Consider the following 16,082-nt stretch of genomic DNA (forward strand, 5'->3'; position numbering starts at 1 on the left):
GCTGACCAAGATAAGAAAAAGAAAGGAAACTTTTTTGAAGAGATATTTAATAAAGGAAAAAAATTATTTGAAGACGACGTACAATAAAATTAATAACCAATACCAGTAACCATGTTAAATTTCGATCAACCAAGCAATGAATTCAACTCTATCATTAAAGTGGTGGGCGTTGGAGGTGGTGGCAGCAATGCTGTTAATCACATGTTTCGTCTAGGCATTAGTGGAGTAGACTTTATTGTTTGCAACACCGATATACAAGCCTTGCAAGTTAGCCCTGTGCCTCATAAAGTACAATTGGGTGCAACTTTAACCGAAGGACTTGGAGCAGGTTCTGTTCCTGAAGTTGGACGCAATGCCGCTATCGAGAACATCGAAGAGATCAAAAAAATATTGGGTAATGATACCCAGATGATATTTATCACGGCCGGAATGGGCGGCGGTACCGGCACTGGTGCAGCCCCTGTGATAGCGCAGGCTGCTAAAGAAATGGGTATTCTAACGGTGGGTATAGTAACCATCCCTTTTTCATTTGAAGGAAAGAAGCGTAAGGCGCAGGCCGAAGAAGGCATGGAAGAAATGAAGAAGTATGTGGATACACTGCTTGTGATTTGCAACGAAAAGCTTCGTGAAATATACGGCAACCTTAAATTAGGTGAAGCATTTGGCCATGCCGATGATGTACTTACAACAGCCGCAAAAGGTATTGCTGAAATTATTACTACAACAATGCACATCAACACCGATTTCGCGGATATTATGACCGTAATGAAAGACAGCGGTGTAGCGATCATGGGAAGTGGTATGGCGGCAGGGGAGAACAGGGCTACAAAAGCTGTTGAACAGGCTATGCACTCACCATTGCTGAACAATAGCAATATAAAAGGCGCACGTTATGTGTTGTTGAATATTGTTTGCGGTAAAGAAGAGATCACAATGGATGAATTAGGGGAGGTGACAGACTTCATTCAGGATGCAGCCGGCCAGACCGCCGAGATCATAAAAGGGTATGGTATTGACGAAACACTGGGTGATAATGTAAAAGTTACCATCATCGCGACCGGCTTTAGTGGTAAAGCTGATGTAGGCGTTGAAGTGACAACTAAAAAAGTTGAGAAAAAGGTACATATTTTAACCGCGGATGAGCCTAAAGCGACCGTTGTAAAACCAACTGTTCCCGCTCCTGTTGCAAGTGCTCCAGAAGTAACAGCGCCAAAAGTAGCTGAGCCTGTGGCTATCACACCTCCTCCGGTTACAGCCGCTCCAAAGGCAACTGTTCCTATAGCAGTTACCCCTCCGGCAGCAGCACCTATAACAACAACGCCTAAAGTAAGTGAACCTACTATAGTTACTCCAAAGGTTGCAGAGCCTGTTTCTGTTACTCCAAAAATTCCTGAACCGGTAGCAATAATTCCACCGGTAGTTGCTCCTAAAGCGGCAGAACCATTTTTGGTTACCCCAAAGGCAGCTGAACCTGTGGCTGTAACACCAAAAAAACCTGAACCTATTGCTGTAACACCTCCAGTAGTTACCCCAAAGGCAGCTGAACCTGTAGCTAAAACGCCGGTAGCAGTAGTTCCTCCGGTAACTGAGAAAAAGACTGAAACTCCGCTAACCACTCCTTCCGTATCAAATACGCCTGTGGTTACTGAAGCAAAAACCGAAGAGCAGCCAAAAACTGCTGAGAAGGCTCCGACTGAACCTTTCCTGATCACAAAGCCTGTTGAGGCAAAGCAAGAGGAAAAGAAAGAAGAAGAGAAGAAGCAGGTTACTTTTGAATTCGAAATAACAAGCAGACCTTTGAGTGGTGCAGTTATCGCACCTCCGGTTGTTTCCGAAACTCCTGCGCAACCTGTAAGTGAACCGAAGGAATTATCGGCGGAAGAAAAATTACAGCAGGAAGAACAAAAAAAGAAAGCCCAGGAGCGTATTCTTAAGCTGAAAGAATTGAGCTTTAAGCTGAAAACGCCTACCGGTATTTCTGATATGGAAAACGAACCAGCTTATAAAAGGAAAAATGTGGACCTTGAATCAACACCTCATTCTTCAGAGTCGCAGGTGTCGCGTTACACCTTATCAGAGGGAGAGGATAAAAAGATAGAGATCAAACCGAATAACTCTTTCCTTCACGATAACGTAGATTAAGCTTACTAAAACCAAACAGGTACAAGGCCTCTGCTGAAAAGCAGAGGCCTTTACTTTTCCCTTTGTTTGGGTGTACGACAAATTCCCTTTTGATAATTTTTTGGTGGGATTTGGTGCTTTTGTGTTTTGGTGGCTATGTTTTTTTGCCATAAAGCCACTAAGTCACAAAGGTTCACTAAGGCAAGAGGAAGTTTGGTCGCACACCCCTTTGTTTCTCCCATATAATTCTTAATTTTAAATCTGTAATTTGTAATTTGTAATTTTTAATTCTTAATTCATTTCCCCCATGCCATTAGAAGAAAAAATAAATGCCGACCTGAAAGCGGCAATGGTAGCTAAAGATGCTAAAAAGCTGGAAGCTATCCGTGCGATAAAATCAGTGATCCTTTTATTGAAAACCTCACCCGAAGGATATACAGATGAAAGCGAGGCCAAAGCCCTACAGAAAGAGGTGAAAAAAAGAAAGGAGACCGCGGAGATATATAAAACCCAGAATCGTCCCGAGTTGGCGGAAACCGAGCTTTTTCAGGCCGGTGTGATTGAAGCTTACCTGCCTAAACAGATGAGTGCTGATGAATTAAAAGTCGAACTGACAAAGATCATCGCCTCTACAGGGGCAAGTTCCCCGGCTGATATGGGCAAGGTAATGGGCGTAGCTACAAAACAATTGGCAGGTAAGGCCGATGGAAAGGCCATCTCTCAATTGGTACAAGAGTTACTTAAATGATACATCTGCTTTTCCCTTTCCCTCGTCCCTACTTTCACAAACAAAGTTTGTGAAAGGCATAATTAATTATAATTTTGTCGAAACTTTTAATAAAACAGATATGAACTTTCCAGCGAATTTGAAATACACCAAAGATCATGAATGGATCCGTGTAGAGGGCAATGAAGCCTTTATAGGAATTACCGATTTTGCGCAGAGCGAACTTGGCGATATTGTATACATTGATATTGAAACAGAAGGCGAAGAGCTCAATAAAGAGGATGTGTTTGGTACCGTTGAAGCAGTGAAAACGGTTTCCGACCTGTTTATGCCCGTTTCAGGAAAAGTTGTACAGGTAAATCCTAAACTGGTGACTAATCCTGAGTCGGTGAATAAAGATCCTTATGGAGAAGGCTGGATGATCAAAGTGGCACTTAAAAATGCTGCTGAAGTTAGTTCTCTTATGACAGTTGATGCTTATAAAGCGCTTGTCGGACAATAGAAGGGTGATCGGTAATCGGTGACAGGTTTCGGTAAAATCCGTAATATGCAATACGTAAGAAGTTTTAGAGAATTGGAAGTCTATAAACTTTCGCGGCAGTTATCGAGAGAAATTTTCGAGATTTCGAAAAACTTTCCCAAAGAAGAAATGTATTCGCTTACTGACCAGATCAGAAGGTCATCGCGGTCGGTGGGAGCTCAAATTGCAGAATGTTGGGCAAAAAGAAAATACGAAAAACATTTTGTAAGCAAATTAACTGATGCAGATGGGGAACAACAGGAGACTCAACATTGGATTGAAACAGCATTAGATTGTTCATACATTTCTGTGGAAATTGCCGAAGATCTGCTGAAAAATTACGCTTCAGTTGGAAAAATGATTAATTCTATGATCAGCAAAGCAGAGTCTTTTTGCAACCCCTCACTGCTTACCAACCACCGATTACCGAATACCTTATAAAGGTGAAATACAATTAATTTGTTCAGGATATATGTTTATTAGGAACACAAAATGGGCATTGCTATGGGCGATGCTCATTTTTATTTTATGCGCTATTCCGGGAAGGGATACTCCATTTGGTAGTATTTGGGATATTCTCAGTCTTGATAAGTTTATTCATGCTTCACTGTTTTTTATCCAGGCTGTATTATTAATTCATGGTTTAAGCAAGCAAACACAGCTGACTCTGTTTAACAAAAATGTTAAGATTTCAGCTGTGATGTTTTGTGTGATATATGGCGGTAGTCTTGAGTTGATGCAGGGGGCATTTTTTGAGGACCGGGCGGCGGATATTTATGATTTTTTTGCGAATATTTTTGGAGCCATAGCCGGCGTATTATTGTTTGAAAGGGTGCTAAATAAGTATAAGGCCTATTTCAATTGATTAGATCGTCGACTCAATAGCAGCTAATTGTGCAAAAAAAATCCCGCAATGATGCGGGATTTTTTAGTTTAGGAAGAAAATGATTACTTCTTCTTTCCACCTTTTTTAGCAGCTTCTTCAGCAGCAGCGATAGAATCAGCTTTTGCCTGTGCAGCGCTTGCAGCAGCTGCTGAATCAGCTTTCGCTTGTTCGGCAGCTTGTACAGCGGCAACTGAATCAGCTTTCGCTTTTTCAACTGCAGCAATCGAATCTTGTTTTTTCGCTTCCATAGCGGCTTTTTCTTCTGCGCTTGGACCACATGCAACGAATGATACCATTCCTGCAAATGCAACTAGTGTCAATACTTTTTTCATTTGATTTTATTATTTTTTTGGTTAACCGGCGCCAAATATACTGGATTTTTTTATTTCCGAGTTAATATTTGTATAAAATATTGAAATCATTGAAATCCTGAGCACAAAAGCCGGAAAGAGGATGTTTGAACAATAGCATATAATGCAAAAAACACCTATAAATAGGTGTTTTTTGCCAAAAATGATGGTTGAAGAATTATCCTCTTCCAGAAGTAGCTTTTTTAGCTTCTTTATCTATTTTTTGCTCTTTTGTAGCAGGTTTAGCAGGTTTTGTTGCTTTTTTTGCATTCGCTTCTTCCTCAGCTTTTGCAATTGAATCCTGCTTCATTTTCTCCATTTCAGCAGCTTTTGCTTCTGCCTCAACTTTTGCAATTGAATCAGATTTGGCTTGTTCAATAGCAGCTTGTGCTGCAGCGATAGAATCCTTCGTAGCTTGTTCTTTTTTAGCTATTTCTTCGGCGCTAGGTCCGCATGCAGTGAATACCAGCATGCCGGCAACTGCAAATAAAATTAGTTTTTTCATGATAGATTTATGTGTTTTTTGGGTTAACCGGGCACAAAGGTATATTTATTATACACATATAGGTTATTTTTTCAGTAAAAATATTTGACATTCAGTATTAAATACTAAATTTAGGGCCGGTAATCATAATTTAATATTAATCAAACAAATTAAAAATTCAAAAATGAAAAAGCAATTAATAGCCGTCGCCACTATCATGTTTGTTGGCGGAACAATACTAATGACAAGTTGTAAAAAAGATGACACTACTGCTCCTACGATCACATTAAATGGCAGTGCAACAACCTACAGTTCGCTTAATGCCGCATATAACGATGCGGGTGCTACAGCAGATGACGATAAGGATGGTGACCTTACAAGCAGCATTTCTGTAACCGGTTCTGTTAATAAGGACTTGGCAGGAACATATACATTAAAGTATACTGTTTCTGATGCAGCAGGTAATGAGGGTACTGCCAGCAGAACAGTTATTGTAAGAAATGATGCTTATGCATGGGCTGCTTCTTATTCTGTTCACGATTCTTGTGGTCCTACTACTGTTTACAATTATAGCCAAACAGTTAGTACTTCTACTACTGTTAATAACAGGATCACTTTTAATAAGTTCGCAGATTATTCCGGCAATACTAATATTTATGCAAATATTACAGCCGGTGGAACAGCCGTTGATCTGCCTGCTCAAACAGCTACAGGAATTGGTACGGCATCTGAAACTCATACTTTCACTGGTGTTTCCGGTGCAAAAACCACTACCGGTTTCAACTTAACCTATACCGATCTCAATGTTACTGCCGGAGGTGCGGCTGCAACATGTATTTCTAAATGGACTAAACTGTAAAATTCTTTTTTAATAGAAGAGGCTGTCTCTGTTTGAGTCAGCCTCTTTTTATTTACAAGCTTTTGTAAAAATAGAGTACGCGGGTTAATTAACTGATTTCCTTTACAGAAAGAATCCATACTTTCAATTTCAGGCTGTTACTTTTCGCTAAATTTACGCCGATGCAAACGAATTTTAACAGATTACTTGCTCTGACCAGATACCTGGCACTATTGCTTGTTGTTTATTTTGTTTGCCGGTTATTGTTTTACCTGTTCTACCTCAACCATTTTTCAGACCTCACTTATACCGAACTTTTAAAATTGTTTTTTTTCGGGCTTCGCTTCGATCTTTCGGCGATTATTGCGTGTAACGCGTTATTTATTGTTTTGTTCCTGCTGCCTGTACCCTTTCAATCAAAAAAATGGTACAAATCTATCCTCATGTATGTTTTTATTGTGACAAATTCTATTGCACTACTTGCCAATTGTGCCGACCTGGCTTATTTCAGGTTCACTCTAAAACGAACCACATTTGATGTGTTTTCTTTTATGGCAACGGGCAATGATCTGTTCCAGCTGCTTCCGGTTTTTCTGACCGATTTCTGGTACGTATTTGCTATCTGGATTGTTCTGTGTTTGGCGATTTTTAGGGGATATAAAAAAATTGATCTTCCTGCAGAGGAAACACAAATTGGCCCGTTAAAAAAATACGGTTTGGGAGTGCTCACCCTGCTGTTCGCTGCAGGCGCATCCATAATAGGGTTTCGCGGAGGTTTTCAGCTGATCCCTATCTATAATGTTACAGCAGCTGAGTATACCTCGGCGCACAATATTCCATTGGTATTAAATACGCCTTTTTCCATCATTAAAACTGTTGATTTGCCCGAAGTAACTGATGTAAAATACTTTAATGAGAAGGAATTAAAAACACTTTATTCTCCCAATAGAAAGGGTAAGACTGGTTTATTCAAACGAAAGAATGTAGTTATACTTATTCTCGAAAGTTTTTCGAAAGAATATATCGGTTATTTCAATAATGGGAAGGGACATACTCCGTTTCTGGATTCACTTATGACCGAATCTTTGGTGTTTGACAAGGCATTAGCCAATGGCAAAAAATCGGCTGAAGGAATTCCTGCGGTATTGGCAAGTATTCCTACATTGATGAATGAGCCTTACCTGACCTCTATATACGGGGCCAATACAATTAACAGTGTTGCCAACCTTTTAAAGGATGAAGGTTATACTTCTGCCTTTTATCATGGAGGTACCAATGGAACAATGAACTTTAAAGAGTTTTGCAGCATTGCCGGTTTCGATAATTATTATGGTCGCTCTGAATACAATAATGAAGCAGATTATGACGGACACTGGGGTATTTGGGATGAACCCTATCTTCAGTATTTTGCCAGACAATTAAATACGACGAAGCAGCCTTTTGTTGTGTCGTTGTTTACGCTTTCATCCCACCATCCCTATCGTGTGCCTGATAAATATAAAACTGTTTTCAAAGATGGAGGACTGAGTATGAACAGGTGCATACGTTATACCGATCATTCTCTCGGAAAATTTTTTGAAAAAGCATCACAGGCAGAGTGGTATAATAATACATTGTTTGTCATCACGGCCGATCATACAGGAATATCGGAATCACGTTATTATGGTAATTATATTGGTATATATTCTATCCCCGTTATCTTTTTCGATCCTGAGAAAAAACTAAGAGGCGTTAATTCAACTCTTACGCAGCAGACAGATATTATGCCAAGCATACTTGATTACCTGAATTATTCAAAACCTTATTTTGCTTTTGGTCAAAGTGTTTTCGATTCTGTTCAAACAAGGCATAACGTGAACTACATAAATGATATCTACCAGTTAATAAGCGATAGGTATTTACTGCAATTCGATGGGAAGAAAGCAACAGCTTTGTATGAATATCAAACGGATAGTTTATTAAAGAAAAATTTGCTTCCCGGTAAGGCCACCGAAAAACAAAGCCTCGAAAATATTTTAAAAGCATATGTGCAAACGTATAACTCCTGCCTCATTCATAATAAAATGAAGGTGGAGTGATGGAAAGTTCCTGGTTGTCGGTTGTTCGTTGTTAGTCAATGCAGGTGGACAGACCGACAACCAACAACTAATAACCAGTTCAACCATGAGCAAGAATAAAGAAAACAGATCAGGTTTTGTGTATTCCACGAATCCCGATTTCAGACATGAGGATGATGAAGGGGCGTCAGACTCAACATTGCCTGCACAGCAGCAAAATCTCAAAATTTACCTGGATCGCAAAGGAGGTGGAAAATTAGTTACACGAATTGCGGATTTCATTGGAGCGGAGGAAAAACTGGAGGAATTGGGTAAAACGCTAAAACAAAAATGCGGTGGTGGAGGTACAGTAAAAGACGGAATAATACTTATACAGGGTGATCACCGTGATAAAATACTCAAACTGCTTATTGAAATTGGGTATAAGGCGAAGAAGGCAGGAGGGTAAGGAAAAATATCAACGAATAACGAATGAGAAGCGAATTTATGAATATGATTCATGTATTTCTGGTGAAAAATAAATTTGATCGTGTGGAGCTAAAGTGACAATTTGTTTATTCGTTTTTCATTCGTTATTTGTTGATGACATGTCCGGCACTTTTACCAGCGCTCCATATAATTTCTCATACATCGGGAGTATCAGCGAAATGTCAAATTTTTTTGCCTGCAGGTATGCGTTTTCTTTGAATTGGCTGAGGCGTGCATCGTCTTCTAAAATATATATAGCATTTTTAGCCATATCATCCACATCTCCCACATTGCTCATAAAACCAGAATAACCATTGACATTTACTTCAGGTAAGCCCCCGGTATTTGTTGATATTACCGGAACCCTTGATGCCATAGCTTCCAGGGCGGCCAAACCAAAACTTTCTGTTTCCGACGGCAATAAAAAAAGGTCCCCAATCGGTAAAATTTTCTCCGGACTTACCACTTTGCCCAATGAACGGATGTCATCGCAGGTGTCCAGTTCCCGGCACAGGCGTTCTATATTATGCCTTTCAGGTCCATCGCCCATCAGAATTAATTTTGACGGGATTTTTTTTCTCACTTTATCAAATACGCGGAGCACATCTTCCACCCTTTTTACTTTTCTAAAATTTGAAATGTGGATCAAAACTTTCTCTCCGTAAGGTGCGTATGTTTTTTTCTGACAATGATTGTTTTCCTGTTTATATTCTTCGAGATTAATGAAGTTGGGGATAACCTGTATGTCTTTATTTATGTTGAAATACTTGTAAGTGTCCTGTTTAAGGCTTTCCGAAACAGCAGTAACGGCATCACTTTGGTTTATCGCGAATGTAATGACCGGTTCAAAAGAGGCATCTTTGCCGACAAGTGTAATATCTGTACCATGTAAAGTTGTAATGAATGGGATGTCAATTCCTTGTGAGGCTAATATTTGCTTTGCCATATATGCAGCCGAAGCATGCGGAATTGCATAGTGAACATGCAAAAGATCAAGTTTCTCATATTTCACAACATTAACCAGCATGCTGGAAAGTACAAGCTCATAAGGTTGGTAATCGAACAACGGGTAGTCCGAAACACGCACTTCATGATAAAACAGATTTTCCGAATACGTGTCCAGGCGCACAGGTTGGCTGTAAGTGATAAAATGAACTTTATGCCCTTTTCGGGCCAGCGCAATACCGAGTTCAGTAGCTACAACACCGCTTCCTCCAAATGTCGGGTAACAAACTATTCCGATCTTCATTTTGTTTTAAATTTCAATTAAAGGTAAGAATTATTTATACCGGCTAAACGGGTTTGCGAAAGGCTGCCCTGCCGGGGCAAGAAGAGCTTGCCCATCGCCATCAGGTAAACTGAACGCTGCTGGCATAACCGGTTCTAATTTCGTTTGCACTATAAACTCAATAAGAACCGGTATTAGTGCCGGCCTTTATTCAGGGTCTGCAGGTAAAGTTCTCATGTTTGAATTCCCTTTAATGGTTTCACCAAATGATTTGTTGAAATATTTTGCTTCGGCCCAGGCCAGAAAATTAAAATTATTGAAATATGTTTTGGACAATAACCTGTCTTTGCTCATTTTTCTGAGTGCTTTTAACAGGTGTTCCATGTGCCCGGGTCTTTTCAGAATATTTTCCGGATTTTTGAAAAAGATTAAAAAGGTATTTTCAAAATCATCATGCTGGTCAATTTTCCTGAAAAACCGTTGGGCTGATTGCACAAGGCTGGGCAGGTAATCATAGTGCTGCATTTCGTAATGAAGGATCAGGTTAAGGATCCTTGCTGTTTTTTGGATATCCTGCCGGAGATCAATATTGGTTTCATTAAGTATGCTATTGAGGTAGTTGAGTGCTTCCCTGAATTCTTTTCTTGTAAAATGAAAACTGAAAAAATGAATAAGGAACAATAGTTTGTAAACATCGCTCACCTTTTTTGATCGCAGCATTTCCTTTGCCTGCAGTATTGTATTTCCGGCCGCTGAAAGATCTCCACGGACGTTATAAACACTCATTTCCGTATTGATGATTCTTTCCAGGATATGTTGGTTGTTAGCAGCAGATTTTGTTTTTATTTCACGAAGCTTTTGAACATTGGCAAGTATTTGATTATAATCAGCTGAGTTAAAGAGTAGCAGATTCATGTTATTGAGAGCCGCTACATATTGCGCAAGATAATCGTTCTTTATGGAAGGGTTTTCTTCAATTAAGGCTGAGAATTTTGCGAGCGCATTGTAGGCGCCTTTTGTATCGTTTATGGAAAAGAGATAGCCGCTGAGTGTGTTGTAATAGCTGATCCTTGCCGGCAGGGAAAGTAATTCTCTTTCATGCAGATGTAATAAGCCGGATGATATTCTTTTGTTTTTTGTCTGTACCCATTTTGTTTTTAACGTAACAAAGTTTTCATAATTCCATTTAGTTAAAAGATGAAGCTGCTCCTCTTCTTTTAGCAGGCGAAGTTTTTGTTTATGAGAAACGATAATTTTTTCGTTCAGTAATTTGATCTCTGTTTGTGCGTGTAATATCTTCATCTCCCAATCGATCAATTCCATCAGTTGCTTTTGCCGGTGATGCGCTTGAGCGATAATGGCCGTTTTCCTGGTAAGCCTGAGACCCTGGTTATAGAGTTTTTTATCAAATAATATCCCGATCTGGTGGATCTTTCTGTTTATAATATTTTCAGTGCTTCCTTCCGCATGGTATATGTCAAGGGCTTTTAATATCAATTCATATAAATTATGTTTTGTTACGGCAAAACCTGAATACAAGGGAGTGTTTTTAAATTGCTGTTTAAGTTTATCTTCATTGTAAGCTTTTTGTTTGCGGATGGCATTGAACAACTTTATATAATTATCACGCCCTCCCGTTGAATTCTTTCCGGCAAACAGCTGGAAATACCTTTTTTCCTGTTTGTCCAGTGAATTTATCAATTCAAAAAGGTGATTTGATTTACTCATGGAAGATTAATAATAATTATCTAAATATACTTATTAAATAGTGTATTTGTAATAAAATAGTTATATGGAAGTTTAATAAATTGATTAAAATTGAGATAAGTATATATGGAAGGTCGTATAATGGGCTTAAATTAGCTTAGATTTTGTATCTAATAATTAATAAAGGGAAAGGGACAGATTTATGAGGAATCCATTATTCCTGTTTGTTTTATCGTTTTTATTGGTATGGCCTGCTAAAGCTGAGAAGGAGTTGCGGGAAGAGAACAATGAAGTCAAGCAGGGACAGCAAAGCACGAATGCCCCCCTGCGTGGTAACCCGTCGACCCCGCATGGCCTGAGCGGAGTCGAAGGGCTCAGGGGAGCCGGAATAAATTTTACCGAGAACAGAGGCCAATTAATTGACATGGCTCAACGCCCTGTACCAGGTATGCTGTTCAAAGGTGCCGGCGGTGGGTATGATGTTTATCTGAAAAAGACGGGAATCACCTATGTGCTAAATAACTTAAATGATATAATGCATGAAGTGGGAGAGCAAGTGGAAAAACTGGAAAGCGAAGGAAAGTTAACTGAAGACAATGAGGATAAAACAAAACAGGAGCTTTTAGATAAACAAGTGCAGAAGCTGCACAGGCTAGACGTAGACTTTGAAGGTGGCAACACAGACGCGGAGGTTGTTACAACGGATAAGCTCGAGGGGTATACAAATTACTATTATACGCATTGCCCTGCCGGAATTACTCATGTAAATTCCTACAATGAAGTAACAGTAAAAAATATTTACAACAACATTGATGTGAAATATTATGGAGGTAAGGCGCAGGGTTTGAAATATGATATTATTGTAAATCCCGGAGCGGATCCGAACCAAATAAAATTAAAATATAGTGGCGCCACCGAATTAAAAATTGTTAATGAAAATAGTTCAACGGGGCTCACTGCACGATTAATAATTGCAACTTCAATTGGACCTCTTGGTGAATACATGCCGAGAGTTTATCAAAATATTGATGGTGAAATTGTAGATGTGAAAGCACGGTATGTTTTGCATGAAACAACTTTGAACTTTGAACTCGGAACCTGGAACCATTCGTACCCTTTGATAATTGATCCCTGGGTAACCTATTATGGAGGAAGTTCATGGGAAAATGGCACTTCAGTTACCACTGATGCATCAGGTAACGTACTATTTACAGGAAACACAAATTCAACTAACCTGCCTGTTTCTGCCGGAGCGTTTCAGGTTGCAAGTGCAACAGGCAGTGATGCTTTTGTGGTTAAAATGAATGCCAATGGGGGACTTGTTTGGGCTACGTATTGTGGAGGAACGGGTGGTGATTCGGGGAATGGTATTATTACAGATGCTTCGTCAAATATAATCGTTGCAGGAGCAACCAATTCAACTAATTTTCCAATTGGTTTTTCGGCAGGCAATACAGTACATAAAAGCACTTATGGCGGAGGTACTTTTGATGCATTCCTGATCAAGTTTACTCCCGCGGGATTGCGTTTGTGGTCGACTTATTATGGTGGTACAAATTGGGATACAGGATCGGATGTCGCGACAGATGGACAAAATGTTTATTTGTATGGGAGAACATATTCCACAACTACAATTTCAACTGCAGGAGCTTTTCAAACGGCAATAAGCGGCACTCTGGATGTTTACGTAGCAAAATTTCTTCCAACCGGAGGCAGAACATGGGGCAGCTATGTGGGAGGGACAAGCGCAGAAATTCCTGGCGGTATTATTTATGATGTGTTGTCAGGGAATGTATATATTTCCGGGTATACAACTTCAACCAATTTTCCCGCTTTGTCAGGACATCAAATGGCTTATGGAGGGGGAGTCGCGGATGCATTTCTTTTTAAATTCAGTCCCCTGGGCGCCAGGTTGTGGGCTACATATTATGGTGGTACGGGTGATGATATGGGAGGCGCTGTTGCAACTGATGCTCTTGGGAATATTATACTTGCCGGACATACCCTTTCAACAAATGCTATTTCAACGCTTGGGTCTTATCAACCTGCACTTAACGCAGGATTTGGTCGTGATGCATTTGTTATAAAATTCAATAGTGCTGGTGTCAGACAATGGGGTACGTATTTTGGTGGAAAGTATGAGGAGGAAATTGGCGGCGTTGCCTGTGATGCAAGTAACAATATTGTTTTATCGGGTGATACATATAGTCCTTTGGATTTACCTGTGACAAGTTGTGCTTACCAACAGTTCTTTCTTGGTTCAGAAGACCAGTTTATTTCATCTTTTACACCGAAGGGAAATTTAATATGCTCCGGGTATCTTGGTATTGGTTTACCCACTGATCCTAATAATGAAGTAAACGGTATTAATTCAGGTACTGATGGTACAGGCGGTTGCATTGCTATAGATGGATGTTTTGTTTACCTCGTGGCAACAAGTACATGTACTTATCCTGTTACAGCAGGCGCATTTCAAACTGCCTGTGGCGGGAACTCAGATGCGACTTTAGCTAAGTTATACATCAGTACTTGTGGAGGCATCAAGAGCACTCTTTCAATTACTTCAACTCCTTCAACATTTTGTGCCGGACAGCCGGTTAGTTTTTCGGCAGTTGCTGCCTGTGATAGCATAGCTCTTGCTTATTCATGGACATTTCCGGGTGGAACACCAGGTACTTCGAGTGCACAAAAGCCAACAGGTATAGTTTTCAGTGCGCCCGGTACATACCCGGTAAAGTTAGTAGTAGGGAATAATTGTGATTCTGTAACGCAAAACATTTATGTTAATGCATGTACCTGCACATTTTCGGCGCAGGCAAACCTGGCGGCCAATGTGGGATGTTATGATGGAAGCAGCGGTAGCGCCAATATTATTATTAGTGGTGGTTCCGGAGGGCCTTATAGCTATAGCTGGAGTAATGGCATCAGCGGAACAACTACAGGTACAACAATCCCTGTCACAGGATTCTCGGCTTCACCTTCAACATATACTCTAACAGTCAGTGAAGGCTCATGTAAATCAACTTCAACGGTTACCTTCACTCAACCTAAGCAGATGAGGAAAATGACATGGTCTGTAAATTCCAGCTCTTGTAGTTCTCCAACAGGTTATGCCGCTATTACTGTAGGCGGGGGAACACCTGGTTATTTGTATTCATGGAGCAATGGCGCGGCTGCACAAACCGCCACGGGACTTGGAGCTGGAACATATACACTTACGGTAACAGATGCCAATGGCTGCACTATGACTGATGTTGAAACCGTTACATCTTTTGGCGGGCCAATGGCGAATGGTATATCGGGAACTCCTCTTTTATGTAATGGTGTGAGCACAGGTTCCGCAACTATAAATCCTTTTGCCGGTACCAGTCCATACACATATAACTGGAGCAATGGTGCTACCGGAAAACCCGCTACCGGATTGGCTGCAGGAATATATACGGTAACGGTAAAAGATGCTGCAGGGTGTACACTCGTCAGTACTGTAACTATCACAGAACCCGGGGCAATAACAACCACCATAACTACGGTAGCCGCCGGCTGCGGATCTCCGACAGGAAGTGCAAGTGTTGCAGCAGCAGGTGGTACCGGTTCATTAACCTATACGTGGAGTTCGGGTTCTATCGGCTTAACAGCAAGCGGTCTTGCAGTCGGTTCCTATACTTTAACTGTTAAGGATGTTAATGGTTGTACTAAAACGGATACTGCGGTAATAACCGGTGGCAGCGGAGGTGCTGCCGGCGCATCGGTACAATCGAATGTAAGTTGTAATGGGGGCAGTAATGGAAGTGCCGCAGCAAGTATGTCGGGTGGAACTCCGGCGTTCACTTATTCGTGGAGTAACGGGCAAACCGCGCAAACGGCTACGGGCCTTGCAGCCGGTATTTATACAGTAAAAGTAACCGATAGTAATGGTTGTTCTTCCTCTGCTACTGTAAGTGTCATTTCTCCGCCCGCCATAACAGGGCAATTTACCAAAGGAACTGCCAGCTGTTCTGCTTGTGGTTGTAAAGAGTGGTTAATGGTAACTGCCGCGGGCGGAACAAGCCCGTATAGTTATACCTGGCCGGATGGATATATCAACAGGTATAAAAATAACCTTTGCCCGGGATCCTATTCGATAAATGTTAAGGATAAAAACGGATGTAGTATAAATATTAACCTTACCGCTCCCTGAGCCATTTTCCTTAATAACATTTAATACTCAGCCGCTGACAGATTTCGATTTCCTTTTTATCACCTCTTCAAACGGCCGTCTCTCAATTTTGCTGTCGATCCAGGATATTACATCGAAATTTTCAAGCGCCGCTGATTCTTCAGGTGATCTTGTCTCTTTTAAAATTTCATTCCGGAGTCTTTGAAATGCAATGATTTTATCATCAGGATCAGTTTTGTGATAGTGCTGCATAAAGTTTACGATTACAGATTCCACTTTATACATATTAATAGGAGCATAAATTAAGTCTTAATACAAAAAAAATGTATTTTAGCCTCATGAATAACCTGCAAAAGGTAATACTTTTCAACCAGCCCGGGTATTGCTATTATTGCCTGGCAGGGCCACCGCATCAAGATTTTAACAATTCTTCAAGATAATCATTTCGCCATCCAGCCTGAAGTCTTCGTCTTTTAAGGCTTCTTTTGTCACCTTTGTATGCCCGAATAATGTTTAAGGCGATTTTTCTGACCAAAGAAA

General features: G+C 40.4%; 14 protein-coding genes. 9 read left to right on the forward strand and 5 right to left on the reverse strand.

Annotated elements, in window-relative coordinates:
- Nucleotides 1-111 precede the first annotated feature (111 nt).
- The 5 genes from ftsZ to vanZ all read left to right on the forward strand — a co-directional run bounded on the left by ftsZ (nucleotide 112) and on the right by vanZ (nucleotide 4,233).
- Entirely contained in the window at nucleotides 112-2,142 is a 2,031-nt protein-coding gene (gene ftsZ / locus HYU69_03805; protein ID MBI2269464.1) for a cell division protein FtsZ, read from the forward strand.
- Between the two features lie 286 nt (nucleotides 2,143-2,428).
- Nucleotides 2,429-2,869: a GatB/YqeY domain-containing protein gene (locus tag HYU69_03810; GenBank protein MBI2269465.1), complete on the forward strand. Its 441-nt coding sequence runs from the start codon at nucleotides 2,429-2,431 to the stop codon at nucleotides 2,867-2,869.
- 100 nt (nucleotides 2,870-2,969) lie between these two features.
- Nucleotides 2,970-3,350 (forward strand): glycine cleavage system protein GcvH, encoded by a 381-nt coding sequence (gcvH, locus tag HYU69_03815; GenBank protein MBI2269466.1) that lies wholly within the window; start codon nucleotides 2,970-2,972, stop codon nucleotides 3,348-3,350.
- Nucleotides 3,351-3,395: 45 nt separating this feature from the next.
- A complete protein-coding gene (locus HYU69_03820; protein MBI2269467.1) occupies nucleotides 3,396-3,809 on the forward strand; it encodes a four helix bundle protein in 414 nt (137 codons plus the stop codon).
- A 31-nt stretch (nucleotides 3,810-3,840) separates the two neighbouring features.
- Nucleotides 3,841-4,233, forward strand: a complete 393-nt coding sequence (gene vanZ, locus HYU69_03825) for a VanZ family protein (GenBank protein ID MBI2269468.1) — start codon at nucleotides 3,841-3,843, stop codon at nucleotides 4,231-4,233.
- Between the two features lie 83 nt (nucleotides 4,234-4,316).
- Here the strand turns inward: vanZ and HYU69_03830 are convergent, their stop codons facing one another.
- Together HYU69_03830 and HYU69_03835 are read right to left on the reverse strand one after the other, a co-directional pair.
- Complete coding sequence (locus HYU69_03830) at nucleotides 4,317-4,586, reverse strand: hypothetical protein (protein MBI2269469.1); 270 nt, start codon at nucleotides 4,584-4,586, stop codon at nucleotides 4,317-4,319.
- Nucleotides 4,587-4,782: 196 nt separating this feature from the next.
- Complete coding sequence (locus tag HYU69_03835) at nucleotides 4,783-5,109, reverse strand: hypothetical protein (GenBank protein MBI2269470.1); 327 nt, start codon at nucleotides 5,107-5,109, stop codon at nucleotides 4,783-4,785.
- A gap of 163 nt (nucleotides 5,110-5,272) precedes the next feature.
- On the opposite strand from HYU69_03835, the gene HYU69_03840 reads away from it, so the two are divergent.
- The 3 genes from HYU69_03840 to HYU69_03850 all read left to right on the forward strand — a co-directional run bounded on the left by HYU69_03840 (nucleotide 5,273) and on the right by HYU69_03850 (nucleotide 8,431).
- Nucleotides 5,273-5,947: a DUF5011 domain-containing protein gene (locus HYU69_03840; GenBank protein MBI2269471.1), complete on the forward strand. Its 675-nt coding sequence runs from the start codon at nucleotides 5,273-5,275 to the stop codon at nucleotides 5,945-5,947.
- 161 nt (nucleotides 5,948-6,108) lie between these two features.
- Nucleotides 6,109-8,004 carry a sulfatase-like hydrolase/transferase gene (locus HYU69_03845; protein MBI2269472.1) on the forward strand — a complete coding sequence of 632 codons (1,896 nt, stop codon included), beginning with the start codon at nucleotides 6,109-6,111 and terminating at the stop codon, nucleotides 8,002-8,004.
- Nucleotides 8,005-8,089: 85 nt separating this feature from the next.
- Nucleotides 8,090-8,431: a translation initiation factor gene (locus tag HYU69_03850; protein MBI2269473.1), complete on the forward strand. Its 342-nt coding sequence runs from the start codon at nucleotides 8,090-8,092 to the stop codon at nucleotides 8,429-8,431.
- A gap of 117 nt (nucleotides 8,432-8,548) precedes the next feature.
- Here HYU69_03850 and bshA read toward each other — a convergent pair whose 3' ends face one another.
- Together bshA and HYU69_03860 are read right to left on the reverse strand one after the other, a co-directional pair.
- Nucleotides 8,549-9,700, reverse strand: coding sequence for an N-acetyl-alpha-D-glucosaminyl L-malate synthase BshA (bshA, locus tag HYU69_03855; protein ID MBI2269474.1), 1,152 nt, complete (start codon nucleotides 9,698-9,700; stop codon nucleotides 8,549-8,551).
- Nucleotides 9,701-9,886: 186 nt separating this feature from the next.
- Complete coding sequence (locus HYU69_03860; GenBank protein ID MBI2269475.1) at nucleotides 9,887-11,407, reverse strand: hypothetical protein; 1,521 nt, start codon at nucleotides 11,405-11,407, stop codon at nucleotides 9,887-9,889.
- Nucleotides 11,408-11,588: 181 nt separating this feature from the next.
- Between HYU69_03860 and HYU69_03865 the strand changes: the two genes are divergently transcribed.
- Nucleotides 11,589-15,563 (forward strand): PKD domain-containing protein, encoded by a 3,975-nt coding sequence (locus HYU69_03865; GenBank protein ID MBI2269476.1) that lies wholly within the window; start codon nucleotides 11,589-11,591, stop codon nucleotides 15,561-15,563.
- A 27-nt stretch (nucleotides 15,564-15,590) separates the two neighbouring features.
- Here the strand turns inward: HYU69_03865 and HYU69_03870 are convergent, their stop codons facing one another.
- Nucleotides 15,591-15,794: a hypothetical protein gene (locus HYU69_03870; GenBank protein ID MBI2269477.1), complete on the reverse strand. Its 204-nt coding sequence runs from the start codon at nucleotides 15,792-15,794 to the stop codon at nucleotides 15,591-15,593.
- Nucleotides 15,795-16,082 lie beyond the last annotated feature (288 nt).

It is taken from the genome of Bacteroidota bacterium, assembly GCA_016183775.1.
Lineage (GTDB): Bacteria > Bacteroidota > Bacteroidia > JABDFU01 > JABDFU01 > JABDFU01.